The organism is Treponema rectale (assembly GCF_014202035.1).
Lineage (GTDB): Bacteria > Spirochaetota > Spirochaetia > Treponematales > Treponemataceae > Treponema_D > Treponema_D rectale.
On sequence record NZ_JACHFR010000002.1, the window covers coordinates 911,509 to 937,576 of the forward strand.

15 protein-coding genes and 2 pseudogenes are annotated in these 26,068 nt (G+C 41.1%); 10 read left to right on the forward strand and 7 right to left on the reverse strand.

Annotated features, from left to right (window positions below; translation table 11 throughout):
• Positions 1–12: 12 nt before the first annotated feature.
• On the reverse strand, positions 13–3,618 hold the full coding sequence (locus tag HNP77_RS08430) for an alpha-amylase family glycosyl hydrolase (protein ID WP_184652727.1): 3,606 nt from the start codon (positions 3,616–3,618) through the stop codon (positions 13–15).
• A 14-nt stretch (positions 3,619–3,632) separates the two neighbouring features.
• Positions 3,633–5,714, reverse strand: coding sequence for a 4-alpha-glucanotransferase (locus tag HNP77_RS08435; protein ID WP_184652728.1), 2,082 nt, complete (start codon positions 5,712–5,714; stop codon positions 3,633–3,635).
• Positions 5,715–5,824: 110 nt separating this feature from the next.
• Between HNP77_RS08435 and HNP77_RS08440 the strand changes: the two genes are divergently transcribed.
• Positions 5,825–7,192, forward strand: a complete 1,368-nt coding sequence (locus HNP77_RS08440) for an MATE family efflux transporter (RefSeq protein WP_184652729.1) — start codon at positions 5,825–5,827, stop codon at positions 7,190–7,192.
• 207 nt (positions 7,193–7,399) lie between these two features.
• Here the strand turns inward: HNP77_RS08440 and HNP77_RS12510 are convergent.
• Positions 7,400–7,567: pseudogene (locus tag HNP77_RS12510) on the reverse strand (hypothetical protein); the annotation flags it as partial.
• Positions 7,568–7,580: 13 nt separating this feature from the next.
• Entirely contained in the window at positions 7,581–7,916 is a 336-nt protein-coding gene (locus tag HNP77_RS08450) for a TM2 domain-containing protein (RefSeq protein WP_184652731.1), read from the reverse strand.
• A 113-nt stretch (positions 7,917–8,029) separates the two neighbouring features.
• Here HNP77_RS08450 and HNP77_RS08455 point away from each other — a divergent pair, with 113 nt between their 5' ends.
• The gene (locus HNP77_RS08455; protein WP_184652732.1) at positions 8,030–8,356 is read left to right on the forward strand and encodes a helix-turn-helix domain-containing protein; all 327 of its coding nucleotides are present in this window, start codon (positions 8,030–8,032) and stop codon (positions 8,354–8,356) included.
• A gap of 78 nt (positions 8,357–8,434) precedes the next feature.
• Here the strand turns inward: HNP77_RS08455 and HNP77_RS08460 are convergent, their stop codons facing one another.
• Positions 8,435–9,187: a transglycosylase SLT domain-containing protein gene (locus tag HNP77_RS08460; protein ID WP_184652733.1), complete on the reverse strand. Its 753-nt coding sequence runs from the start codon at positions 9,185–9,187 to the stop codon at positions 8,435–8,437.
• Positions 9,188–9,449: 262 nt separating this feature from the next.
• Between HNP77_RS08460 and HNP77_RS08465 the strand changes: the two genes are divergently transcribed.
• From HNP77_RS08465 to HNP77_RS12550, 4 genes and pseudogenes are all read left to right on the forward strand, one after another.
• Positions 9,450–12,341 carry a hypothetical protein gene (locus HNP77_RS08465; protein WP_184652734.1) on the forward strand — a complete coding sequence of 964 codons (2,892 nt, stop codon included), beginning with the start codon at positions 9,450–9,452 and terminating at the stop codon, positions 12,339–12,341.
• 32 nt (positions 12,342–12,373) lie between these two features.
• Positions 12,374–14,071: a glycoside hydrolase family 3 protein gene (locus HNP77_RS08470; RefSeq protein WP_184652735.1), complete on the forward strand. Its 1,698-nt coding sequence runs from the start codon at positions 12,374–12,376 to the stop codon at positions 14,069–14,071.
• Between the two features lie 62 nt (positions 14,072–14,133).
• A pseudogene (locus tag HNP77_RS08475) lies at positions 14,134–15,720 on the forward strand (tRNA uridine-5-carboxymethylaminomethyl modification enzyme MnmG/GidA); the annotation flags it as partial.
• Positions 15,721–16,026: 306 nt separating this feature from the next.
• Positions 16,027–16,206 (forward strand): hypothetical protein, encoded by a 180-nt coding sequence (locus HNP77_RS12550; RefSeq protein ID WP_484600381.1) that lies wholly within the window; start codon positions 16,027–16,029, stop codon positions 16,204–16,206.
• Between the two features lie 3 nt (positions 16,207–16,209).
• Here the strand turns inward: HNP77_RS12550 and era are convergent, their stop codons facing one another.
• The gene (gene era, locus HNP77_RS08480) at positions 16,210–17,151 is read right to left on the reverse strand and encodes a GTPase Era (protein ID WP_184652737.1); all 942 of its coding nucleotides are present in this window, start codon (positions 17,149–17,151) and stop codon (positions 16,210–16,212) included.
• 89 nt (positions 17,152–17,240) lie between these two features.
• Here era and glgX point away from each other — a divergent pair, with 89 nt between their 5' ends.
• The 4 genes from glgX (at position 17,241) to HNP77_RS08500 (ending at position 23,950) form a co-directional block, all read left to right on the forward strand.
• The gene (gene glgX, locus HNP77_RS08485) at positions 17,241–19,376 is read left to right on the forward strand and encodes a glycogen debranching protein GlgX (protein WP_184652738.1); all 2,136 of its coding nucleotides are present in this window, start codon (positions 17,241–17,243) and stop codon (positions 19,374–19,376) included.
• A gap of 21 nt (positions 19,377–19,397) precedes the next feature.
• On the forward strand, positions 19,398–21,845 hold the full coding sequence (locus HNP77_RS08490; RefSeq protein ID WP_184652739.1) for a glycogen/starch/alpha-glucan phosphorylase: 2,448 nt from the start codon (positions 19,398–19,400) through the stop codon (positions 21,843–21,845).
• A 160-nt stretch (positions 21,846–22,005) separates the two neighbouring features.
• Positions 22,006–22,563 carry a transporter substrate-binding domain-containing protein gene (locus tag HNP77_RS08495; RefSeq protein WP_184652740.1) on the forward strand — a complete coding sequence of 186 codons (558 nt, stop codon included), beginning with the start codon at positions 22,006–22,008 and terminating at the stop codon, positions 22,561–22,563.
• The gene (locus tag HNP77_RS08500; protein ID WP_184652741.1) at positions 22,556–23,950 is read left to right on the forward strand and encodes an MATE family efflux transporter; all 1,395 of its coding nucleotides are present in this window, start codon (positions 22,556–22,558) and stop codon (positions 23,948–23,950) included. The genes HNP77_RS08495 and HNP77_RS08500 overlap by 8 nt, the downstream gene beginning before the upstream one ends.
• Before the next feature lie 5 nt (positions 23,951–23,955).
• On the opposite strand, the gene HNP77_RS08505 is transcribed toward HNP77_RS08500, so the two are convergent.
• A complete protein-coding gene (locus tag HNP77_RS08505; protein WP_184652742.1) occupies positions 23,956–25,683 on the reverse strand; it encodes a hypothetical protein in 1,728 nt (575 codons plus the stop codon).
• Between the last annotated feature and the right edge of the window lie 385 nt (positions 25,684–26,068).

The following is a 26,068-nucleotide window of genomic DNA, read 5'->3' on the forward strand; positions in this document are numbered from 1 at the left end:
TTTTAAGCCGGATTATTTCTTCTTTTTATCCGATGTCTTTTTAACAACTGGAGCTTTCTTAACAGAAGCTGTCTTTTTTGTAGCCGCAGTTGTTTTCTTCGTTGCCGGAGCCTTCTTTGCTGTGGCAGTTGTTTTCTTTACGGCTGCCGTTGTCTTCTTAGCCGTAGCTTTCTTAACAGAAGCTGTCTTTTTTCCGCTGAGAGCTTTAATAAGAAGCCCGCACTGATATTCTGCTTTTGCATAAGCCTTCTCAAGGTCAGTCCGGATTTTTTCTCTGCCGGCATTTCCGCTTACCGTCAGTGCAATATAAATGTACCAGAGGGAAGCTTCAAACATTTCTTTGTTGAACCATCTTATTCCGTTAAATTCATTTGCACCGCAGAGAAGCCTTCCGTGTTTTTCAGAAACAAGAAGTTCTGCCGCTTCAGAAGCCTTCTTTGATTTTGCAAGAGAAGAAAGAATGAAGAATTTTGTAAACTCATTTTTGAGGGATTCATCCCTGACTGCTGCTTTTACAGTAAGTTCTCCCAGCTTTCTGTCCAGACCGAAGGCAATGCAGTTTTCACTTCCGCAGGAAATTACGGCTGCAGCTGTTCCTGCAATAAGGGCTGTATCAGGGTACTCCCTGAATCCGGAAGAAAGGGTTTTAGTTTTTGAAGAAACTGCTGCATAAAGTGAATCCATTGCTTTTGTAAATGCAGTCCATCTCTGGGCAGCGGAAGCAGTTTTTGTTTTTGCAGCAGATGTTTTTTTAGCTGTCTTAGTTTTTGAAGTAACAGTTTCTGCTTTAAGTTTTTCTTCCGTAAATTTTATTTCTTCGGCATAGTATGCAAGGCCTGCTTCTTTAAGGGCTTTTACAGCCTTTGTGAATTCTGCCTTCTTTATTTCTTTAAGAGAATCCAGCATTTTAAGGAAGTCTGCGTTTACAAAGTTTTCCAGAGCTTCGTAAAGTTCCCTGTACTTGTATTCCTGCCATGCAACTTCAAGATCTGTTACGCCTTTTCCGTTAAGTAGGGTACAGAGGGTTTCGTATTTTTTATCAGCTCCGTCTGCAACCTGCTGAATGTCGATGTAAACCTGATATTCAAATCCGTTGAGGGAAACGAACATTCCGTTATCCAGAATGTCGCTGGAACGTCTTACATACCAGAGACCGCTTCTGTGTTCTTTAAAGATTACAAAATGATTGTCTCCGCGGGTAAGGTTAAGTCCTTCTCCTATGGATTTTGTATACATGGTCTTGTCATTTTCTCCGCTGCCGGTTTTAACTGCATATTCACAGCTCTGTTTAATCCAGCCGCAGGCCTGTTCATATTTATTGTTGTAGAATACGACAGTACGTTCTGTTTCCGTTCCGTTGGAATAGGCAAAAATATTTTCGTTTACGCTGCCGTTGTTCCATACATCATAGAAGAGAAAGTTTTCTACCCCTGCAAAAAGGTAGCGCCTGTGCATGAGAGGGAAGATGTCATGGCGGTGACGGTTCATAAGTCCTTCATCAACACGTTCGTCTTTATATGCACGGGTATATTCCATTCCGTATTTTTCTTCAAAGCCTTCAAGCTGTCCGTGTCCGAACATTGGAAGGCCAGGCATTGTAATCATAAGGGTACATACACCAAAGTACTTGTCGCCTTTTCCAAATTGAGCAACAGCAGTTTCTTCATCAGGATTATTCATGAAGTTTACGAATCTTTTCAGAACCTGAGGATCAAATTTGATGGTGTTTTTTACAGTGTCGCGGTATTTCTGGTTTTCTTCTTTTTTAAGCATGTTCATGAAGGCAGAGTTGTATACGCGGTGCATGCCTAAAGTTCTGGTGAAGTAACCTTCCATCATCCAGAAAGCTTCTGCAAGTAAAAGTGTATCCGGCATTTCCTTTGCACATCTGTCTACAACTTCCCGCCAGAATTCGTTTGGAATTGCATCCTCAAACTGCTGTGTCGTCATGGAATAGCGGCTGCGGGTTGCAATGTCTCCTCCATGTCCCGGTTCAGGATACCAGAGCCTGCGGATATGTTTTTTTGCAAGAACCATGGCAGCGTCAAACCTGATGATAGGGAAGTTTCTTGCAACTTTAAGAATCTGCTGCATGACGGCTTCCCTTGCTTCCGGATTAAGGAAGTCAATCTGAGCTGTGTCATTCCATGGCATTCCGGTTCCGTCATTACCGTGATATATGTAAGTAACGTCTCCGGTATAATTATCAACGCGCTTGAAGCATACGGCGCAGTCGGTTTTTGAATAGTAATGGTTTTCAAGATAAACGCTGACCCTTCCGTCCTGACAGAGATCTTCTCCGTCATAGTTATACTGAGGGAAAGGATTGTCTTTTGAAGTGATGAAGTAGTTCGGGTGTTCGATTACCCATTTTCCGTCCATACCTGTGTGGTTAGGAACCATGTCACTGGCAAGGCGTATTCCTCTTGCCCAGCATCGTGCCCGTAAATTTTCAAGTGCGCTCCATCCTCCCAGGTTTCCTGCAATTTCATAATCCAGAAGGGAATATGCACTTGCAGCTGCTTCAGGGTTTCCGTTTATCTGCTTGATACGCTTTGAGGCGTAGCTTCGTTCCCACAGACCGATAAGCCAGAGTCCTGTAAAGCCTTCGTCTCTGAGTGCATCAAGTTCTTCATCTGGAATCTGATCCAGTCTGTTTATTTCACGATTGTATTTTTTTGAAAGCTGGTAGAGCCATACAAGGACTGTCTTTGCCATGAGTACGACTTTAGGCATCCATTCCCGGTCCGGAGAAAACCTTTCGTATTCCCTCATGAGGTTTTCATAAGAGTAGGCATCCATGGAAACTTCACCGCCGTTTGTCGGGTGCCATGCAGCTTTTTCTTCTTCGCTTAAAGTATCCATGCCTTCAAGAAGACGGCGGATCCAGTCTGCAAGAAGATCTTTCCAGTAAGTGCGGATGTAGTCCAGCTGACCCTTCAGGGAAGTAGGACTTGCAATTACCGGCTCTTTAAGCATGGAAATAAGGTCATTGTTTTTTGGACCGAATACCGGCTGTGTCTTAAAGAATGCTTTTATCTGATTCCAGGTTTTTATGTAAAGAGGGTTTGTTTTTAATTTTTCATCATCAAACAGGATTGCAAAAGGATGAAATGCAGGATTTTCATTTGCAAGGTGAAGGAGAATCATCTCTTCAAGAACCTGTTCCCGGTTTGTCCTTATTTTTTCTGTTCCCGGATCAATGCAGGTTTGAGCAAGATATTCTTCGGCAGTAAGTTCATTGTTGTAAACTGCAACCGGAGGAAACTCTTCCATGAATTCAAGAAGGAGTGAATCAATGTTTTCTTTTTTGAAATATGCGTCCAGATCAGAAAGAAGATTTGTAAAGCTCAGGGGAGCCTTGTTTCTTCTGAAAAGCATGCAGATTAAGTGAAATACTTCATCAATAAGTCCCATGGCATTGAGGGAGCCTGCACTTACTTTTTTTTCATTCTGACCGCGGCTTTCAAAAAGCTGATTCAGCAGAATCTGAAAGTCCTGCACTGCCTTGAAGTTTGCAAGAATTACGTTTCCGCTGGATGCGAACATCGATTTACTGAAATTGCATAAGTCCCTTACTTTCCGGCTTATGTGGAATTCATTGTAAGAAAGATTCATGTTTCCTCCGTTTTTTACCTGCTGTGAATTTCACAAAGTTTTTTTATTTTTTCAACGAGTTCCTTATTCTCGCTTAATTGTTCAACAGAAACCGGAATGCGGTATGTCCAGTTGAAACTGTTTACTGAACCCGGTACGTTTATCCGTTCAGCATTTTCATCTTCAAGATAAAGAGAATCATCCATAAAAAGATAATCCTGCAGCGGATTGATGAACCACGCGCTTGAGCATCCTGCACATTTTTCCAGTACGTAAGCTGCTTCTTTTGAAGTGAATTTATTCTGAACTGAAATTTTTTCTTCCTCAGAAGTTTCTGATTTTGCCTCAGAATCCGGTCCGCACATTTTCATAAAGGCTTCTACGGAAGCTTTTTCTTCATTCCACCACTGCCTTAATGTAGATGAATCATGAACGCTCGTAGTTGCAACGCTGAGTTCAGGATAGTCCTTAAAAGGAATGTAAGGCTGTCCGTCTTTCTGCCACTCTCTGTTCCAGCGGATTACTTTTAAAGAAAGAATGTTCAGCTGTTTTAAAACTTCTCCCATGCACTCCAGGTTGACGCCCAGATCTTCTGCGCACGGAATCATTTCCGTCTCTTCCGTTATTGGCGTAAGGACAGAAAGTGCCTGTTCCTTCCAGAGTTTGTTTTCTTCTTCATGCAGGGCCTTGAATATTTTTTCAAGTTTTTCTTTTTCTTCACCGTTCAGGGTCTGCCATGCAGTTGAACTGCCGTAGGAATAAACCGGAATATAAAAACTTTCCGTTTCGCTGGCAGCCGGTTCTTCTATAAGGCATCTGTTTCTCCAGTATTCAGCAAGTTTCTGCTTGCAGTACCAGTCTTTGTCGTTATCTTCAAAGAATCTGCATTCAAAAATAAAGTTGTCTCCTGTAACTTCCTTTTTGAAATTCCACAGTTCTTCTGTTTTTACCCGGTCACAGAGTTTTTCAAGAACGGCAACTGCCTCATCGTGATTCCAGGTAATGTCTTCAATTGCCTTTGTCGGAATGTGAGGCTGGCTTAACCATTTAAGGCGGTCTTCGTCAAAACCTGCTTTTTCAAGTTCTGTTTTTGAAATGTGCGCATATGGAACTGTATGTCCCAGGAAAGCTGTGCTTTCTTTTTGTGAAACTGCCCAGATTCTGAAAAATCCGAGGATGTGATCAATTCTGAAGGCGCTGTAATACTGTGATGCCAGCTTGACCCTCTGCTTCCACCAGGAGAAATCATCTTCCGCAATTTTATCCCAGCTGTAAGTTGGAAAGCCCCAGTTCTGTCCAGTCGGGTTTTCTCCGTCCGGAGGTGAACCGGCCCTGAGTTCCTGATTGAAATATTCCGGGTGAGCCCAGCAGTCTGCAGAATCTTCATTCATCAGAATCGGGATGTCGCCTTTAAGAAGAATGTCTTTTGACTTTACGTAGTCTGCGGCTTCCTTAAACTGTTCGTGAGCTCTCAGCTGACACCATACAAAAAAGTTGTGGCTTATTTTAAGGGCTTTGTTATTCCACCTGAGCTTGATGTGCTTTTCATCCATATGCGCAAGTTCTTCCGGCCAGCTTTTCCAGGAAGACTGCATTGCGTCATCTTTAAGGTTTTTGAATACGGCATAAGCCTGAAGCCACTTGTTTTTGCGGGCAAAACGTTCTGTAAGGAGGAAAAACTGTTCTCCGTAAGAAGAGCCGCCTTTTACGCCTTTAACCTTTCCCTGTATTTTTTTATCAATGTAGTTATATAGAAGATGAAGGAGAGTCGTCTTGCTTTCCAGCAGTTTATCGTAGTCAAATCTTGGGGAATATTTAAACTCCTTCTGAAATCTTTTATATGCTGCGGCAAAAGTTTTGTCGTGTTCAAAAGCTTCCTGAAATTCCGGAAGGGCATTTATTCTTATGTATATAGGGTGAAGGGCATAGGCTGACAGTCCTGAATAAGGAGAGGAATGAGTTCCGGTATCATTTACGGGAAGAAGCTGAATCAGCTTAAGTCCTGCTTTTTCACAGAAGTCTGCAAAGTCCTTGAGGGCAAGAAAATCTCCTGCACCAGGACAGTCTTTTGTATAAAGGGATGCAAGAGTAACGGTTACGCCAGTAATTTTTTTCATAATGTTACAATTATAACATGTTTATACTGAATTGTATATTTTAACTTGAGCAAAAGCTAAACAGGGCAGTTGTATTGACTTTTTTATTTGCCTTGTTAATACTCAAAAATATGAAAACTTATGACATGACTGAAGGTAATCCGTTCAGGCTGATTATTTTTTATTCTCTTCCGATGCTTATCGGACAGGTGTTTCAGCAGCTTTACAGCATGTGTGATACCGTTATTGTCGGCCGTCTTTTAGGGTCCAGTGCCCTGGGTGCTGTCGGTAATACCGGCCCTATGAACTTTCTTGTCCTGGGGTTTCTCTTCGGAATGACCAGCGGTTTTGCCGTAATTACAGCCCAGCGTTTTGGTGCCAAGGATGAAGCCGGATTAAAGAAGTCTGTAGCTCAGAACATTCTCCTTAATGCTGCCAGTGCTGTTGTCATAACGATTCTTGCCTGTGCCTTTACAAAACCTATATTGAGGGCAATTCATACTCCGGAAGGAAGTTTTTTTAACGATTCCTTCAATTATATCTTTATAATTTATGCGGGAATTCCGGCACTTGTTCTGTATAACGGCTGTGCCTGTGTTCTTCGTGCCGTCGGGGATTCAAAAACTCCGCTGTATTTTCTTATTGTTTCTTCTTTCCTGAATATCGTTCTTGACATTGTATTCATCAAGTACTGCGGAATGGGAGTAGGAGGAGCAGCTTTTGCTACTGTAATCTCCCAGGGAATATCAGGAGTTTTAAGCCTTCTGTGGATAATCATAAAGTTTCCGTCTCTTCACGTAAAACTCTCAGACTTTAACGGCGGAAGACAGTTCATGATGCGCCATCTTACCATCGGTTTGAGCATGGGCTTTCAGTTTTCCATAACCGCCATTGGTGTTGTGGTTCTTCAGGGTGCATTGAACCTTTTTGGTGAAGTAAAGATTTCTGCTTATACTGCAGCCCAGAAGGTTGAGCAGCTGGTAACGGTTGCAGCCGGAGTTATAGGTACTACAATGACGACTTATGCCGGTCAGAATCTTGGTGCCGGACGTATAGACAGAATCAGGGAAGGTGTTACAAAATCAACCATAATCAGTGTTAGTTTTGCTGTACTGGCTGCAGTGCTTGCCCTCCTTCTCAGTGACCAGATGACGGCAATATTTATAGACAGGAATGAAGCCGGAATGACTGCAGAAAAATGGGCAGAGATACTTAAGTCTTCTGCTACCTATCTTAAAATCTGCGGTCTGAATTTTCCGGTGTTGTTTGTACTGTTCATTTACAGGAATACCCTTCAGGGGGTAAACAGGGGTTTCTGGCCTCTTATGGGCGGTGTTTTTGAACTTGTGGCAAGAACTGTTGCAGCTTACACCCTTCCGTCCGTACTGGGGTATGCAGGAATCTGTGCAGCAGGACCAATAGCCTGGGCTGCCGCAGCCATACCGCTGGCATTTGCCTGCTACATCCAGCTGTATTCAAAAAAGCATCCGCTGGTGTAAAAAAAAGCTGTCCGTGGGTTAATATTCAGGTATTAACCCGTTGTATAGTCTGAATACATAATATGGAATATTAATTATGAATATAGAAAGTGAAGCAGTTTTAAGGATTCTTTTTTTCAAGATTATACCCAAAAAGAAAGAAACTGTTGCGATGCACATTGGCAGTGCCATTGCATTGAAGTAAAAATACTGTTTTAAATTACCCTGCAGAAGGCTGAGCATAGCATGAGTTACTCCGCAGGTAGGACAGGGAAAATTCAGTATGAATCTGTTCAGACATGTCATAAATAGTACTGTAAAAATGCAGACGGATAGTTTTTGATTTTGAAATGCACCTTGAAAGTTGAATGAATGAAGTTCAATTTCAGGGTGCATTTTACATTCTGACTTAGAGTACCTTCATCAGTTCATTGAAGTTTACTTCTCTTGTTTTCTTTCCAATGAGGAACCAGTCAATGATTGTCATGACTCCACAGAGTCCCATGGTAAGGAGTTTTAAGATTCCTAAGCCGATGTTTCCAATCATAAAACGGTCGATACCAAGACTTCCTAAAAGAACACTGATAATTGTTATCGTTGTTGGGTCTTTCAGTTCTACTGAAGAAATAACCATGAAACGGGAATCGTCTACACTTGCAAGTTTATCTTTGATTAAATAAATCTTGTCGGCAGGCAGTTTTTTTGAGTTTTGAGCAAGGAACATATCAACTTTTGTTGATTCCATAATTCTCTCCTTTTTGTAGATGTAATTTTGAGAAATTAATTTTCTCTTATAGAGAATTATATTTTCACTTATAGAATATGTCAAGTTTCTCTTTTAGAGAATAATATTTATCAATGACTTCAGAAGAATTCAGGTTGATGGTTGCAGGCAACATAAGAAGAATTAGAAAGATAAATAACCTAACTCAAATGGCGTTAGCTGAAAAAGCAGATATATCAGTGGGGTATCTGTGTGATTTGGAGTCAGGGAATAAATGGGGAACTCCAGAAACAATTGTAAAACTTGCTTCTTCGTTAAATGTAGAGCCTGGTCAGTTTTTTGAACGTGATAACCAAAAAACAGATAATGCAAATGATTTACTTATGCTGGGAAATATATTGAAAAAAGGTATTGATGAAACAATAGAAAATTTTGTGGAAAATTACAAAAATATTAATTAGTGTAATCTTTAATATCTGTAAAAAAAAGCTGTCCTGTAGAGGAGTGTATTTAACACTTTTATACGGACAGCATTTTTTTTATCTCATTGCAAGTTTCTTTAATCCGCCGTCTTCAAAGAAGGAAATTACTTCTGATTCAAAGTTTTCTTCAAGGGCTGCCTTGTAATGTTCAATCTGTGAAATATAGTTCAGGGTTATCTGTGGTGTACCATTGCGGCGAACTTTTACAGTTCCGGCATTGTACATTGCAAGACCGGCAATTTCGTTTCCGGCTGTCGTAATGCAGAACTTAAGGTGTGCAAGTCCGTATTTTGCTGATACGGCAGGATCGTAGAATTCTGTTTCCGTAAGTTTCGGAAAACTTGTATTGTTCAGCTGAAAAAGTCCCCTGTCGATAGTTCCGTTGGTGTTTTTGTGATATGCGTTTACATTGTAGGAACTTTCCGTGTGTGCGAGGGCAAAGGCAAGTGAAAGGGGAATGTCATTTGCGTCTGCTTCCTTAAGAACGGCTGATGCAATTTCTGTGCTTCCTGTAATGCGGGCATAGAACCATTCAACGGCTGCCTTGCTTTCTGCCTGACGATAATATTTGAGTCCCTGGTCTTCTTTTTTTGAAGTATCAAGTACTAATTCAGAAATATCGTCCTGATTAAAATCAAAGAAAAAATCTTCCTCGTTTTCTTCTTCTAAAGACAGCTGTAATTCTGTGCTGTTGAGGGATGAGTTGTCCGGAATAAAAATAACGATGGCTGCGCAAAGTACTGTAAAAAAAATGCTAAATGCAGCAGCTCCCCGGATCTTTTCTGATAGAATTTTGTTGTTCGTAAACATAGCGGTGGAAATTTTACATAAATAAGTCATTTAAGCAAGTGAATTTGATTGAAAATATTTTAATTATCCGCAAATATTGCTAATTTTTACAGTTTTGTGCGGGAATTTTCATAAATTTTATTGAAGAATTTAAATAAAGTTTGTAATATTTCTTCTCCATGGCAGGGGTCATATGTTAAAAAAAGTTTGTTTTTTTTCTTTTTTAATTTTAATTTCTTCTATAAATAACAGTTTTTATAATGCCTATGCGGCCGGCGGACTTATGGCTGATACGGATCAGATAAGGACTGTCAGCACAAAATGGTTTGATATAATTTATGCAGAGGAATGTACCAGGTCTGCCCTTGAACTTTCTGAAAAATGTGACTCAATTTATGAAGAACTTTGCCGTGATTATAACGTTCCTGCAAATAAGGGCGGAAAGGAAGGAGAACCTCAGTTCAGGATTCCTGTTGTGGTAACTAACGGCACTGATATTTTTAATGCATATTTTACTACTAATAATTTCAATCACATAGTCCTGTATGATACTGGCAGTGATGATGACATGGCAGTTTTTTCCAATCAGTTTATCGGAACCTTTACCCACGAACTGACCCATGCAGTTTCAATCAACATGCGTTCTTCAGGAGCCAGAAAACTGGCTGATATATTTTCCGACAACATAAACCTGGGTTCTATTTTTGTAATGCCTTCCCTCATTAAAGAAGGGGCTGCCGTTGAATATGAAAGCCGTAACGGAGAAGGAAGGCTTAATGACGGTTTCTATCTTCATACCGTAAGGCAGGCAAAACTCAGCGGAAAGTTTCCTGGATACGGGGATGTAACCGGTGCAAGGTCGAAGTATCCTGCAGGTTCCAGTGCCTATAGTTTCGGAGGTCCTTTTGTAAAATTTCTTAGAGAAAAGTACGGTCCTGAACTTTATAATAAATTCTGGTACAACGCTGTAAATGGCGGCGGCTTTACCTTCAAGTGGTCATTCGGCAAGACTTATCCGGTTTCCCTTAATCAGGCATGGGAAGAATTTAAGGCTTCAGTTTCTGTTCCTGAAATTAAGCAGAATCCTCTTGAGGAAGAAAATATTACGGACTTCTTTTCTCATACGGTAAAGCCTTCTGTAAAAAACAGGCGGGGTTCCCGTTATTCAAATCTCACGGCCTTTAATGACGGATTCATTTATTCAGACGACTCAGGAACAGGAGTTTATCTGTGCAGAAAAACAGAAGCCGGATATTTCCGTCCGAAAAAGCTTTTTGAACATTCAGATTTTAATTCCTTAAAGGTAAGTCTGGACGGACGCTATCTTTCTGTTGCATACACTGCATTAAATCATGTGAATCCCAAGAGCCGCGTCAGTGTTTATGACATTAAGAAAGACCGGTGGATTGACGTAAAGGAGCAGGGTCTCAGGGAAGCCTGTGTTATAAATTCTGAGGGAACTTATTATCTTGCAGCTGTTAAAATTACGGGGCAGACTTCATCTCTGTGCGTGTTCCGGCTTAATGAAAAAAAATCTTCATTTGAAAAGGTAAGTGAAACTGCATTTTCCAGGGGGGACCAGCTGTTTTCTCCTGTACAGGCAGGTGAAGCTTCCGCTGCATTTATTTATAAAAACGGACTTTCGTGGAGCGTACTTTTTGCAGACAGCCTGAACTCTGATACTCCGGATTTTTCTTTTGTACGGATGCCTGAGGATGTAAGAATCAGAACCCTTAACCCGGATCCTTTTTCAGATACCCTTTCTTTTTCTTTTGTCAGAAAAGACAGTTTTCCGCGGGCAGGATTCATTTCTTTTGCAGACAGAAAAAATGCTTCAAAAAAATCCTGCGAACTGTATTTTGAGGATGCAGATGTTTCCGGTGGTGTCTATCAGCCTGTAGTGCAGAGATTCAACGGAAATGCTTCAGAAATAGTTTATGCAGCATTCTTTTATGACAACGGTTCCCTTCTTGTAAAGAAAGGACTTTCCCTTGAAAAGAGCAGTGCGCCGGTACTTTCTTATTCCTCATCAGAGGCTGCTGACTCAGAGGAAGAAATTTCTGATTCCCTTCCATATAAAAAGCTTTACTGGTCGAGGGGAAGTTTTCTTATCCTTTCAAAGCTGAGCATGATGAATTTTACTGACGCCGGTAAAAAGATGAATGACGATGGTGTAGAAGAATCTTCTGTTCCGCTGGGTGTTGTTTTTGAACGTAATAATCCCTGGGATTCTGATTCAGTAACATTTGGTGTCGGCTTTGATGTATTTGATCTTTATGGTGGAATTACTCTCGGTTTTTCAGGTCAGGGAACTACTTCTCTGTATGAATATTCAGATACTGTAAATCTTCTTTTTGATGCAAAGGGATTTACTCAGGTTTCAAATAAATTTTATTTCAGCAGCGGTCTCAGGCTCTGGAATAACAGTTCCATTGTGCTTACTGAATCCAACATGACATTTGTGGGAAGGGGAGAAATTTATTCCCTTCTTGAGGATGCCGGAAATGAAGATTATTCTGTTGATCTTAATAACTATGCATATACAGTAAACGATGCAGGACTTGCCTTTTCTACAATTCACAAAACTGGAAGCGGAATCTATGAATCTTCAGGTTTTGCAATAGGAGCCGGAATAAAAAATGTCGGCATAACAAGAATAGACGGAGAAGATCCTGACTGGATCAGCGGAATGCGCTACAACTCTGTTTATCCATATGCAGAAATTGCTCTTCCGTTTCTTATTCCTGTTTCCTGCGTGAATAATTTTACTTATAATCTCCCTGTCAGGATTTACGGGGCGCTGTTGTCTGCAAGAAAAACTTTTGCCTACATAAATGCAGAAAGTGTTCTTTTTGGATATGAAATACAGCGGGGTTACGGAATGATTCCTGTTTACTTTAACCGCATCCTTCTTACAGGCGGTTATCACGGCCAGTTAAAGAATGAAAACCGGGACTATGAAATCCGTTACTTAAAAGATGATCTGGATCTTGTTGATGACATGGAATACGAGGATGGAGTTTACGCTTCCCTGTTCATTCAGCCGGGTCTTAACACCGGTGCTTTTGCAAACAGTGCTGCTGTTCTTAAACTTGGACTTCAGGGGGAATATCATCTTCATGGAGAAGATAAAGGTAAAGTCAGCCTGTCATTTACCATGAGTACCCTTTTTTAAGTTGCTGTTTTTAATTACAATAGCTGCATCTTATGAAAAAACTTTTATTCAGTATATATTTGTCTTTTTTTGTTTTTACCGGGCTTTCTCATGCTCAGACTTCCCTTCCTCAGGATGTGGATTTCTGGAGCAATTATCCTGATGATGTTCTGGCAGAAACCCTTGTAAGCCGCATGAGTGATGAAGAGCTTCTTGCTCAGATACTTATGTTCGGCTGGGCAGGAGCAGAACCAAGTGATCTTCTTAATTCCTGGGTCATACAGAGAGGTCTCGGCAGCGTTAAAGTTTTTGGATGGAACACTGAAGATATAAGGAAAGTTGCAAAGTCAGTGCGTATTTTGCAGACGGAAGCAGCAGGCAGAAGGTTTAAGATTCCGCTTTTTGTTGCAACAGACCAGGAAGGCGGGTGGATACGTCATGTAAAGGGAGAAACTTCTGACACTCCCGGCAATATGGCAATCGGTGCTTCCGGATATCCGATCGATGCATATTATTCAGGGTATTACATTAATAAAGAAATCAAGGCGCTGGGAATCAACATGAATTTTGCGCCTACCGTAGATATTTATACGGATTTAGGTTCAACAGTAATCGGTCCACGTTCTTTCGGTTCTGATCCTGTGAATGTAGGAATTTTAGGAGAAGCCTTTGCAGCTGGTTCTATAGCAGCCGGCGTAATTCCTACGGCAAAACATTTTCCGGGACACGGAGATACTTCTCAGGACAGTCACGGTAAGCTTCCTCAGATTAATATTGATGAAGAGGTTTTTGAATCCAGGGAACTTGTTCCTTTTAAATACCTTATCAGGGCAGGCATTCCTGCAATCATGAGCGCACATCTTTCTTTTCCGAATATAGAACCGGACGGTACTCCTGCCAGCCTTTCTAAAAAAATGCTTACGGAACTTCTCCGCAATAAGCTGGGCTACAAGGGACTTATCATTACCGACGACATGCAGATGAACGGAGCGACTCTTTTTGCCGGTTCCGCTCACAAGGCCTTTACAATGGCAATAGAGGCCGGTAACGACATTATTATTTCTTCAGAAACTGCAACTTTAGGTTCTCAGATATGGACAAAAAACCTTGCCCTGATGCAGAGCAGCACGGAATTTAAAAACCGTGTCCGGGAAGCAGCCCGTCATGTAATTCTTGCAAAACTTAAGTATTTTAAGAGTCCTGATGCAGCACCCCTTTATCCTGACGAAAAAACCATCTATGAATATATTCCTGATAAGGAAGGGCAGAAGTTTTTCCTTGAGCAGGCCTGCCGTTCAATCAGTGTTTACAGAAAGGGAGAGTTTCCCTACAGGGATAATGGTGAGAGCATTCTGATTGCAGGACCCTTTAATTCTCTTTTTGACGAGGGAAGAAAGCGTTATCCTTCGGCTGATACTTTTCATTTCAGTTATTCCCTGAAGGAAGACGAAAGCAATTATTCCAGCTGGAATGCAGACGGTCTTTACTATACTGCCAGACGCTATGACACGATTATAATTACGGTATATGACAGGCATACGGCAAATATTGCAAAGCGGCTGAGGGATATGGGAAAGCGGGTAATAATCCTCAGCATAATGTCTCCTGTTCATGTGCTGGAAGATTTTGACTGGGCTGATACGATTTTATGCGGGTACAGCTACTCAAACTACTCTTATGCGGCTTTGTTCGGTGCCCTTGCCGGTGAATTTGAACCTCAGGGAAAGATTCCTCTGGACGGGGATTTTTAAGCGGACTGTTTTTAAATCATCACCAGTATTCTTTTTTTTGATAAATCACTATACTCAGAAACATGTCGTTTTATGATTCATTTGATGTAATTGTTGCCGGCGGAGGTCATGCCGGAATAGAAGCCTGTCTTGCAAATGCACGCATGGGGCTTAAGACTCTTCTCATAACACAGACAATTGATTCGATAGGAAGAATGAGCTGCAATCCTTCAATCGGAGGTATTGCCAAAGGAAATATTGTCCGGGAAATCGATGCACTGGGCGGAGAAATGGGAAAACTTATTGACCGTTCAATGATTCAGTTCCGTCTTTTAAATAGAAGCCGCGGTCCTGCAGTTCAGGCTCCAAGAAGTCAGGCAGATAAACTTCTTTATTCACAGATTGCCAGAAAAACCCTGGAGACTACTCCAAACTTAAGTACCCTTATGGATACGGTTGTAGATATTCTTACAGTTGCTTCTGACGAACCTCTTCCGAAACAGAGTGACAGTGCTGCTGAGTATGGAACTATTCCCGGAGAAAAGCGCGGTGGTGCAGGCTATGAGTATGCCACTGAAGCTGCAAAAAGCGGAATGAGGCAGAAGGTCATAGGCGTTGTTACGGAACGCGGCCGTGTAATTCCATGCAGAAGTGTTGTACTTACTACAGGAACTTTTTTAGGCGGAAGAATTTTTATCGGAGAATACGATGCTCCCTGCGGAAGAATCGGTGAGGGCGGTGCCTTCGGTCTTACGGAAAGCCTTAACCGGCTTGGATTTACGACAGGAAGGCTTAAGACTGGAACTCCTCCCCGTATTCTCAGGCATACCGTTGATTTTTCAAAACTGGAACTTCAGGATGGTGATGCAGATGTCATTCCTTTCAGCTTTGATGACGAAAGCGTTGACCGTCCTATGGTTCCATGTCATCTGGTTTATACAAATGAAAAGACTCATGAAATAATAAGGAACAACATAGGAAGATCTCCTTTGTTTTCCGGAAAAATTCACGGGGTAGGTCCCCGTTACTGTCCGAGTATTGAAGACAAGGTAATGCGCTTTACTGAGCGGGAGAGACATCAGCTTTTTGTTGAGCCTGAAGGACTTGAAACTGATGAAATCTATCTTAACGGCTTAAGTTCTTCCCTCCCGGAAGAAGTTCAGGATGCTTTTTTAAGGACGCTTCCCGGATTTGAAAACTGTACGGTAGCCCGTCCTGGATATGCAGTTGAATATGATTATGTTGAACCGACTCAGCTTTTCCCAAGCCTTGAGACAAAAAGAGTTGCAGGGCTTTTTAATGCCGGTCAGATAAACGGAACTTCAGGTTATGAAGAAGCGGCAGGTCAGGGACTTGTTGCAGGAATTAATGCAGGTCTTTATGCCAGGGTTCACATTAAGGAGTGCGGTCCCCTTTGTGCTTCTGATTCTGCAAACGGATCAAGTCCTTCAAGCATGGAAGCAGGAAGGTTCATGCCTAAGCCTGTGTTTAATTCTGAGGAACTGAAAAACTTTGCTGAAATTTCTGCAAAAGAAACTGCACTGCTTTCTAAAAAACTCTGTGACTTCCAGAAAGAAGCCGGATTTGATTCCTTTAAGAAAATTCCGTCCTATGAGCCTCTGGTTTTGGGAAGGGATGAAGCTTATATCGGAGTACTGATTGATGATCTGGTTACTCTGGGAACGAAAGAACCTTACAGAATGTTTACAGCCCGTGCGGAATACCGCCTTAAGTTAAGGCACGATACTGCTGACCGGAGACTGCGCCGGAAGGGATTTGAAGCAGGCCTTATCTCTCAGGCTCAGATGGATCTTCTGGATAAAAAATATTCTAAGGTTGATGAAGCTGTTGCCATTCTGGAAAAGAAACCTTCTGCAGTAAAACCGGAAGAATTTACTGATGTGGAATGGATGCTTGCTCAGGAAGATTATAAATATAAGTATTATATAGAAAAGCAGGATGCCCGGGTTGCAAAAATGCACCGTATGGAAAATGCCCGCATTCCGGCTAACTTTGACTACTCAAAAGTAACGGCCCTGTCTGCCGAAAGCCGGGGAAAGCTTGAAAAAATCCGTCCCCTTACTCTCGGTCAGGCTTCACGCATAAGCGGCATACGCAACAGTGACATAATGCTGCTTATGGTTTATTTGAAGTAGTACCTATTTAAGCAGTTTGTTGAGTACAAAGTCTTTCTGCCGCCAGTTTTTGTCTACTTTTACCTGAAGGTCAAGGTCAACCCTGTAGTCAAAAATCTTGCGGCAGGCTTTTATTGATTCAACCCTGATTTCTTTTATCTTTGAAGCTCCCTTTCCGATAACGATTCCTTTCTGACTTTCTCTTTCAACACAGATGGAAGCCCTTACACTCAGCAGATTTGCTTTTTTCATTTCTATGTGGTCGATGTTTACGTAAATGCAGTGGGGAAGTTCCTGCTCAAGACGGTTCATTGCCTGTTCACGGATAATTTCCGCAATCCTGAAGTCTACTTCCTGGTCAGTATAGTATTCTTCCGGGTAGAGTTTAGGAGCCTCTGGAGAGAGGGCATAAAGGGCACGGAGTACGTCGTTTACGTTTTTATCTTCCTTTGCGCTCATTTCTATGATGCGGTCTTCCGGAAAGTCTGCAAAGATTCTTTTTACAAAGTCTCTTGCGTCTTTAACGTCTGCAGCCGGATCTTCAATTTTGTTTATTGCAATGACAAGTTTCTTTACAAAAGGTTTAGCCATGTTTGCTATGATGCATTCTTCTTCTTCGTGAGTGCGGGTGGAATCAATTATGTAAAGAATGACATCGCTGTCGGCAATCTGATCCTGGGCAATTTTAGTAAGCTTCAGGTTCAGTTTTTTATCGCTCTGGTGAAGTCCCGGAGTATCGACAAAGACAAGCTGTCCTAAAGAGGTGTTTACGATTCCTTTTATGGCATTGCGGGTAGTCTGTGGTACTGAAGAAACGATGCTTATTTTTTCTCCGCTGGCTGTATTGAGGAATGTTGATTTACCGGCAGAAGGACGTCCTATTATAGAAACAAGAGCCGTTTTTGGACCTACCGGAGGCAAATCATCTTCTGTTCCGTAGTTTACTTTTAATTCATTTTCGCTCATAAACAGAATTATAACCGAATTTATGCAACCTTGATAATAGTGTAAATTAATTGGTATAAAATCAAAATTGTGTTATAATTTTAGAGATTATGGATTTTTTGCAAGCATTGCCCGGAAAGCCATTTCCTTTTGGTGCAGAAATTGATTCTGGCGGAGTAAATTTTTCACTCTTTTCAAGGAACGGAACCAGGGTTGTTTTAAATTTATTTAAAAACGAAAACGATCGCAGGCCGTATGCCCGGGTGAAATTTGACCCGAAGGTTAACAGAACCGGAGATATATGGCATGCTTATATTCCCGGAATAGGAGCCGGTACTTTATATCTGTATCAGGTAGACGGTCCTTTTGAGCCTCATGCAGGCCACCGCTTTAATTTTAAGCAGTATCTGCTGGATCCATATGCAAAAGCCCTGACTGCAACTCCCGTATTTTCAAATCTCCCTTCAGGATATAAGCCTCCTTTTGATAAAGAGGATATTGAGGATTATGAATTTGATTCTGACCATGATTTTCCAAAATGTGTCGTAACGGACAGTTCATCTTTTGACTGGGAAGGGGACAGACCTATAAACCGTCCCATGAGTGAGACTGTCATTTATGAAACTCATGTAAAGGGGTTTACGGCACAGCCTGGATGCGGTGTTGCTCATCCTGGAACTTATGCAGGGTTTGCGGAAAAAATATCCTATCTTAAGTATCTGAATGTAAATGCAGTAGAGCTTCTTCCTGTCTTTGAATTTGATGAGACTGAGAATTCTAATATAAACATGAGGACAGGAGAACGGTTAAAGAACTACTGGGGTTATTCAACGATAAACTTTTTTTCTCCGAAAGCGGGCTATGCTGCGGATAAGACCCCGGGGGGCTGTGTAAACGAGTTTAAGAATCTTGTAAAGCAGCTTCATAAAAACGGAATAGAAATAATTCTGGATGTAGTTTTCAATCATACGGCTGAAGGAAACGAACACGGGGTAGCCCTTAGTTTCAGGGGGCTGGATAATTCGATTTACTATAATCTGGTAGGCAATCATAAAGAGTATTACATGAATTTTTCAGGCTGCGGTAATACGTTTAACTGCAATCAGCCTGTGGTACGTCAGTTTATAATTGACTGTCTTCGTTACTGGGTTACGGAATATCATATAGACGGATTCAGGTTTGATCTTGCATCGATTCTATGCAGGGCAGAAGACGGAAGAATTTTAAGTGATTCGCCACTTACGGTTGCAATAAGTGAAGACCCTCTTTTACGCAATACAAAGATTATTGCAGAACCCTGGGATGCCGGCGGAGCATATCAGCTGGGAAACTTTCCGGGGTCAAGATGGGCTGAATGGAACGACCGCTACAGGGATGACATACGCAAATTCTGGCGTGGAGACGACAATGTTTCTACCGGTGCTGCAACCAGAATAGCCGGTTCCAGTGATATTTTTGCCCACGAAGGAAAAGGTCCTTTAGCTTCCATCAATTATGTTACCTGTCATGACGGTTTTACGATGAATGACCTTGTAAGCTATAACGGCAAGCATAATGAAGAAAACGGAGAAGGAAACCGTGACGGCAGTGATTCTAATTTGAGTTATAACTACGGTTTTGAAGGAGCTACGGCAAATCCTCAGGTAGAACGCCTCCGCAATAAGCAGATACGCAATTTCATTCTTACACTGCTTATTTCTCAGGGAACTCCGATGCTTTTAGGTGGTGATGAATTCCGCAGGGGACAGCAGGGAAACAACAATGCCTACTGCCAGGATAATGCCATAAGCTGGTATGACTGGAATAACTGCAGCATGAATTCAAGCATGATAGAGTTTACAAGACGTGCAGTTGAGTTCAGGCTTACCCATCAGATTTTCAGACGGAGCAGTTTTTTCCGGGGCGGTTCTAATACAAGCCTTCCGGACATTCAGTGGTATGCACCGGACGGAAAAGCACCTGACTGGAATAAAATATCAAGGTTCGTTTCGTTTAAGCTTAACGGTAACGACTGTAAAAAAGATGACGGCAGTGCTGACAATGATTTTTACATTGCAATGAATGCTGACCGGCAGGATATTCTGGTAACCCTTCCATGTACCGAAGACGGAAAGAAATGGCACAGGGTTGCGGATACTTCAGATGAGAAACTTCCTTTTGTAAAAAAAGGAGAAGCTGAATTGCTGCGTTCCCAGGGACGTTATGTGGTCCCAAGCGGATCGCTTATAATATTGATAGCTAAGTAATGTAATTGAACGGAGGATTTTATGAAGTTTGATGCAGAAGAGTTTAAGGCAAACCTTACGGCTCGTTTAAGAAGACAGTATGGAAAAGATTTTTCTCAGGCTACAAAACATGATTTGTTTGATGCAGTAAGTGCCAGTGCTCTTGAAATTATCATGCCTAACTGGATGGAAACTCGCCGTGAGTATGAAGCAAAAGAAACAAGACAGCTTTACTATCTCAGTGCAGAATTTCTTATGGGCCGTGCCCTTTCAAATAACCTTATCAATTCAGGAATCATGGAAGGGGTAAAAGGAGTCCTTAAGGAACTTAACGTTAATATTGACATGATAGAAGATGAAGAGCCTGATGCCGGTCTCGGAAACGGAGGTCTCGGACGTCTTGCTGCATGTTTCCTTGATTCCCTTGCTACACTGGAATATCCGGGACACGGATACGGCATCCGTTATGAATACGGTATGTTTGAACAGCACATCATTGACGGACAGCAGGTTGAATTCCCTGATAACTGGCTTAAGCACCGTGATCCATGGGAAGTAAAGCGTTCTGACCTTTCTGTTACAGTCAGGTTTGGCGGTGACATTAAATACGGAAAGACACCTGACGGACAGGACCGTTTCTATATTGAAAATGCGGAAGAAATAATTGCTACTCCGTATGACATGCCTGTTGTTGGTTTCGGATGTAATACTGTAAATACACTCCGCCTGTGGCAGGCTTCTTCTCCAAACGGTTTTGACCTCCAGCTTTTCAATGATTCTCAGTATCAGCGTGCAGTTGAACGTCAGAACAATGCAGAAAATATCAGCCGCGTACTTTATCCAAATGACAACGGACCTATGGGAAAGGAACTTCGCCTCCGCCAGCAGTACTTCTTTACTTCTGCATCCCTTCAGGATTTAATCCGCCAGTTTGTGATTCAGCATGGAACGGATTTTTCTCAGTTCCCTAAGTATCATGTAATTCAGCTTAATGATACACACCCTGTTGTTGCTATTCCTGAACTTATGCGTATTCTTATTGATGAATACAATGTGGGCTGGGATAATGCCTGGTCTGTCGTTCAGAAGACGTTTGCATATACCAATCATACTATTCTTGCTGAAGCTCTTGAGAAGTGGCCTATCGAAATTTTCCAGAGGCTCCTTCCTAGAGTTTACCAGATTGTTGAAGAAATCAACCGCCGCTTTGTAATTGAACTCCGCCAGAAATTCCCTGAGGATTATTACAATCAGAACCACATGGCAATCATTCATGACGGAAAGGTTTACATGGCATGGCTTGCAATCCACAGCTGTTTCAGCGTAAACGGTGTTGCTGAGCTTCATACAAAAATCCTTAAGGAACAGGAACTTAAGAACTGGGCTGTAATCTATCCTGAAAAATTCAATAACAAGACAAACGGTGTTACTCAGAGGCGCTGGCTTTTGTGTTCTAATCCGGAACTTGCTGAATTCATTACAAAAAGAATCGGACACGGATGGGAAAAGGATCTTTCTCTTCTTAAGGGACTTGAAAAGTTCGCTGATGATGATGCGACCCTGGAAGAACTTATTTCTATTAAGCATCATAATAAGGAACGTCTTGCAGAATACCTTAAGCATGCACAGAATGAATTCCTTGATCCGGATTCAATCTTTGATACACAGGTAAAGCGTCTTCATGAATATAAGAGGCAGCTTCTTAATGTTCTTCACATCATGTATCTTTACAACAAGATTGTTGAGGATCCTACATATAATCCTCCTGCAAGAACATTTATTTTCGGGGCAAAGGCTGCTTCCGGTTATCGCCGTGCAAAGGCTATCATCAAGCTTATTAATTCTGTAGCAGACAGGGTTAATAATGACCGTCGCGTTGGCGGAAAGCTCCGTGTCGTATTCGTAGAAAACTATCGTGTTTCTGTAGCAGAAAAAATTATTCCTGCAAGTGATGTATCTGAACAGATTTCTACTGCTGGATATGAAGCTTCCGGAACTTCCAACATGAAGTTTATGATGAACGGTGCCCTTACTCTGGGAACTCTTGACGGTGCAAATATTGAAATTGTAGAAGAAGCAGGACAGGAGAATGCATTTATCTTCGGTCTTACTTCAGATGAAATCATCAAGATAAATGAAGAGCATTCATATAATCCTCAGAAATATCTTGACCGTTCTCCTGCACTTGCAAAAGTTGTCCGCCAGCTTGTAGACGGAACTTATGATTCAACAGGACACCTGTTTGAGGAAATTCATAATTCCCTTGTTTATGGTGTTGAAGGTCAGAGGGCTGACATCTACTATATTCTTGCTGACTTTGATGCTTACGTTAAGGCACAGGAAAAGGTTGCGGCAGCTTATGCAGATAAAAAAGGCTGGGCAAGAAAAGCACTTCTTAATATTGCTAATTCCGGCAAATTCTCTTCTGACAGAACTATTGAGGATTATGTAAGAGATATCTGGAAACTCCAGAAGGTTAATATTAAATAAGTAAGCTGAATAAGCCACAGCCGCACGCATTTGCTACGGCCACAGCCGCACGCACCTGCTACGGCTGTGTGTAAAACATAACGGGACTTTATGGTCCCGTTTTTTTATGGAGACATTTTTTTTATTTAGCGGTAGAATATATATGAATCGGGAGGTAAAAATGTTTAAACCTGTAAAATTTATTCTTTGCGTTCTTGCACTTGTTGCTTTTTGTGTACTTGTTGCCTGTGCAATTATTCTTGTAAAAAACTGGAAATCAGATCCTGTTCTTGAAGAAGAAGAAATTGCTCTTGAAGACGGTAAACTTAAAGTCGGATATATGAATTCTAATTATGAACTTCCGGAAGAACTTCAGAAAGAACTGGGAGTAGAAATCTCTGAAGAGTTTGTTTCTCCCCTCAAGAAAATCGATAAAGTTCTTGGAAGCCAGATTGCAGAGAGGCTTGGCCTTGAATATATTCCTGTGGAAGTAAAGTCAGACCTTCTTAAAAATCTTAATAAGGGAAAATTTGACTGTGTAATTTCTGCCGTAAAAGTAACGCCTGAAGTTGAGGAAAACTATTTTGTTTCAGAAAGTTATTTCCATGACGGTGAAGATCAGTACGCTGTAATAATTAAAAATAATAATCAGACTCTGCTGGATGAAATTAATGAAGTAATAGGACAGCTTGCAGAGGAAGGAATCCTGGAAACTTTATTCCTGGAATCAAATGAATAAAAAAGAACTTCTGTTTTCAAGAAAAGATTTGTGGCATTTAATATGGCCGCTTCTTGTTGAACAGATTTTGAATAACACCCTCGGTATCGCAGATATTCTTATGGTTGCTTCAAAAGGTGAAGCAGCTGCAGCCGGGGTTTCTCTTGTTGACCAGATAAATATTCTTCTTGTGCAGATTTTTGCCGCTTTAAGTACCGGTGGTGCTGTCGTCTGTTCCCAGTACATTGGTGCAAGAAATCAGAAAATGGCAAATAACACTGCCCGCCAGCTTATCATTACTGTTTTTTTTATAGCATTATTCTTTATGGTATTTGGACTGCTGTTCAGTTCAAATATCCTTACGGGAATTTTTGGTAATGTTGATTACAGCGTAATGCAGGCAAGCCGTACTTATTTTTTAATTACTCTTCTTGCCCTTCCATCTATTGCTTTGTATAACGCAGCAAGTTCTCTTTTCAGGGCACAGGGAAATTCCCGCATAAGCATGATGATTGCCCTTCTGATAAATGTAATTAACATAGGTGGAAATGCCGTGATGATTTACGGAATGGGAGCAGGGGTAGAAGGTGTTGCCGTTCCTACATTTATAAGCCGTACTGCTGCCGCTGTAGTTTTAATATTTCTTCTGTACAGAAAAAAAACTTATGATGGTAAAGAATCTGTAAACATAAAAGGCATTTTAAAAACCCTTCCGGACTTTACAATCATAAGACGCATTTTAAAAATCGGAGTTCCCAACGGAATTGAAAGTTCTGCTTTTCAGATAGGCAAGCTTCTGGTGCTGGGACTTACTGCTTCTTACGGAACTGCTGCCATTGCTGCAAATGCCGCCTCAAATACAATTGCCAGCTTTCAGGTTCTTCCGGGAACGGCAATGGGCTTTGCACTTTTAACTGTTGCCGGTCAGTGTATGGGAGCCGGTAAACCTGAACAGGCTCAGTATTATACAAAAAGAATCATGCTTGTCTGCTATGCCTTCATGTGGCTTTTAAATATTCCAATGCTTGCCTTCCTCCGTCCGATTGCAGGACTTTTTAATATGTCGGAACACACTACTGATCTTGCATATCTGTTTGTATTTTTCCACGGAACCTGTGCGATGCTTATATGGCCTCTTTCTTTCAGCCTGCCGAATGTACTGAGGGCTGCAGGAGATGCCGCTTATACAATGATTATCTGCATGATAAGCATGTGGACTGTACGTGTCGGAGCTGCATATCTTTTTAAATATACAGATAATTTCGGATTATGCAGTTATTTTGGTGTAAGCAGTGACTACGGTGCATTCGGAATATGGGTTGCAATGATTCTTGACTGGATTATACGTTCTGCATTTTTTACAGTTCATTATGCCCGGGGCAAGTGGAAAAGCCGCCGGGTTATCTAGTTCCTTTACATGTCTAAGGAAAAACGGATTTTAATTCCTGCTCCGGCACTGAAAGATGAAACAGTGTCTTTTCCGTTGTAAGAATTAGAATTAAAAGAAGCATTCAGGAATGGCTGTAATAATGTGTCGCTCATAAAGACAAGGTTAATTCCGAGGGAGGTTCCTGTATGAATTCTTGCTGTATTTCCATAGAAAAGTTCATGGGCATTTGCAAGACCGATTTTCCATTCCATAAAAGGAATAACCTCAGTTTTTATTAGACTTATCATTACAGGAATCTGTATCCTGGCATATCCGCCGACGGAATGCATGCGTACATTTTTTTCTTCATTATTTATGGTGAGCCGGGCAATTTCATTCTGATAGTAGGTTCCCGCTCCAAAGAAAATCAAATCTGCTCCCAGACTTCCATAGCCGGAATTAATGTTTCTGTTTATGCCTTCATCTTCCATAAGGTTAAAGATGCCGCCCTCAAAAGTAAGCCCGGAATTTTCATCTAAATAGTCAAAGGCAAAATTATCATAATTAAAGAAGCCTCTTGTAAATTTTTCAGGAAGTTTTTCAGAGGCAAGATTTTCAAAGAAGGTAATCTTATACCGGCCGTCTTCAATTTTCCATTCTGTAGAGATAGAGTTTCCTTTGCGGTTCTTAAAAAGGATTCTGTAAAAATCTTTTTCTTCTTCTATCGTGAATTCCGTAAAAGCATTTTTACTTTCGGTTTTCAGTTCATTCAGCATGTAGAGGGCAAATATGGCTCTTACTCCATCAAAAGGATTTTTTTTAAATTTTTCCAGAATGAAAGTATTTTCTTCGTCCTTCATCTGACCGTAATATTTTTTTACCATGCCGTTTCCGTATTTTATAAAAAGTTCCCTGCTTATAAACGGAATCAGCTGTTCTGCATTTTTTGTTTTATCATTTTTATACAGGGAAATCTGGTTAGAAAAAATTTCAGCGGTTTCTTTTATGTCTGGGACAGAAATGTTTTTACTCTGCTGAATATATGCGTCCGCAAAGTTCTGAATGTATTTTGCCGGAAGGACTGTGGAAGTGTCCCTGTCGTAGTCTCCTTTATTTTTGAGTTCAAATTTTGTAAGAATGGAAGCTGCACAGACTTTATATTCGTTTCCGATTTTAATTAAAACCGGCATTCCTTTTTCGTGATTATAATATCTTCTGCTGATTGCATAAGTGATGATTTCATCTGTTTTATTACTGTTATTTGTAATGTAGGCCCTGTAAGATTCAATTGTTTTACCGTTAATGCTGACTGTATAAATATCTGTATCTTCATCCAGCTGCCGGGTGTAGAGTTCGCAGCTGTTTCCGTTAAAACCGGCAGGGAGTTTTATAAGGGCAAGGCCTGAGTCTCTGTCCGTATAAGTGATGCTAAGGTCGTCTATTACCGTATTTTTGTTCTGTGAATCATAGAAAGTAATTTTTACTTTGCTGCCTTCATCCATGGAAGTACAGCTTGTAATTACATAATAGTTCGAATCAGAAAGTTTTACGGTAAATCCATAGGATGAAAGCTTTTCTTTTAATTCTGATATGTGGTATTTAAGGCTGGAATAGGAAGATTCCCTGCTTAACTGAAGGTAAAGGGTATTAAGGACTTTATATTCCTGATTGCTGTCAGAAGGTTCAATTTTGCATACATAATCTTTGACCGAAAGGGCATTTGCTGCAAACGAAAAAATAGAGAAAACCAAAACAATGAATAACTTTTTCATTCTTAAATAGTAGTAAAAGTGCCGGGATTTTTCAATTTGTTAAGTGTTGTTTAAGAAAAGTGTAAAAAAAACGGGGCTGTCCAAAAAGTTCAAAAAATGTCATTTTCGGGCTGTCAACAACTTTTTATAAGTGTCATTTTCGGGCGCGACCCGAAAATCTATTTAATTACAATACGTCGACGTTTTGAGGGTTTGTACTACCCCCTCAATACAAGAGATTGCCGTGTCGAGCACGGCAATGACTCATACTTAAAATGTCATTTTCGGGCCCGACCCGAAAATCTATTTAATTACAATACAAGAGATTGCCGCATCAAATGCGGCAATGACAGGCTGTCGAGCACGGCAATGACTCATACTTATTGGACAGCCCCTGCCAGTGTTT

Excerpts from the sequence above, each read along its gene's own strand:
- HNP77_RS08440 (WP_184652729.1), top strand. The coding sequence starts at position 5,825 with ATGAAAACTTATGACATGACTGAAGGTAATCCGTTCAGGCTGATTATT.
- HNP77_RS08470 (WP_184652735.1), top strand. The coding sequence starts at position 12,374 with ATGAAAAAACTTTTATTCAGTATATATTTGTCTTTTTTTGTTTTTACC.
- HNP77_RS08495 (WP_184652740.1), top strand. The coding sequence starts at position 22,006 with ATGTTTAAACCTGTAAAATTTATTCTTTGCGTTCTTGCACTTGTTGCT.
- HNP77_RS08430 (WP_184652727.1), bottom strand. The coding sequence starts at position 3,618 with ATGAATCTTTCTTACAATGAATTCCACATAAGCCGGAAAGTAAGGGAC.
- era (WP_184652737.1), bottom strand. The coding sequence starts at position 17,151 with ATGAGCGAAAATGAATTAAAAGTAAACTACGGAACAGAAGATGATTTG.
- HNP77_RS08500 (WP_184652741.1), top strand. The coding sequence starts at position 22,556 with ATGAATAAAAAAGAACTTCTGTTTTCAAGAAAAGATTTGTGGCATTTA.
- HNP77_RS12550 (WP_484600381.1), top strand. The coding sequence starts at position 16,027 with ATGCACCGTATGGAAAATGCCCGCATTCCGGCTAACTTTGACTACTCA.
- HNP77_RS08450 (WP_184652731.1), bottom strand. The coding sequence starts at position 7,916 with ATGGAATCAACAAAAGTTGATATGTTCCTTGCTCAAAACTCAAAAAAA.
- HNP77_RS08490 (WP_184652739.1), top strand. The coding sequence starts at position 19,398 with ATGAAGTTTGATGCAGAAGAGTTTAAGGCAAACCTTACGGCTCGTTTA.
- HNP77_RS08460 (WP_184652733.1), bottom strand. The coding sequence starts at position 9,187 with ATGTTTACGAACAACAAAATTCTATCAGAAAAGATCCGGGGAGCTGCT.
- HNP77_RS08435 (WP_184652728.1), bottom strand. The coding sequence starts at position 5,714 with ATGAAAAAAATTACTGGCGTAACCGTTACTCTTGCATCCCTTTATACA.
- HNP77_RS08465 (WP_184652734.1), top strand. The coding sequence starts at position 9,450 with ATGGCTGATACGGATCAGATAAGGACTGTCAGCACAAAATGGTTTGAT.
- HNP77_RS08455 (WP_184652732.1), top strand. The coding sequence starts at position 8,030 with ATGACTTCAGAAGAATTCAGGTTGATGGTTGCAGGCAACATAAGAAGA.
- HNP77_RS08505 (WP_184652742.1), bottom strand. The coding sequence starts at position 25,683 with ATGAAAAAGTTATTCATTGTTTTGGTTTTCTCTATTTTTTCGTTTGCA.
- glgX (WP_184652738.1), top strand. The coding sequence starts at position 17,241 with ATGGATTTTTTGCAAGCATTGCCCGGAAAGCCATTTCCTTTTGGTGCA.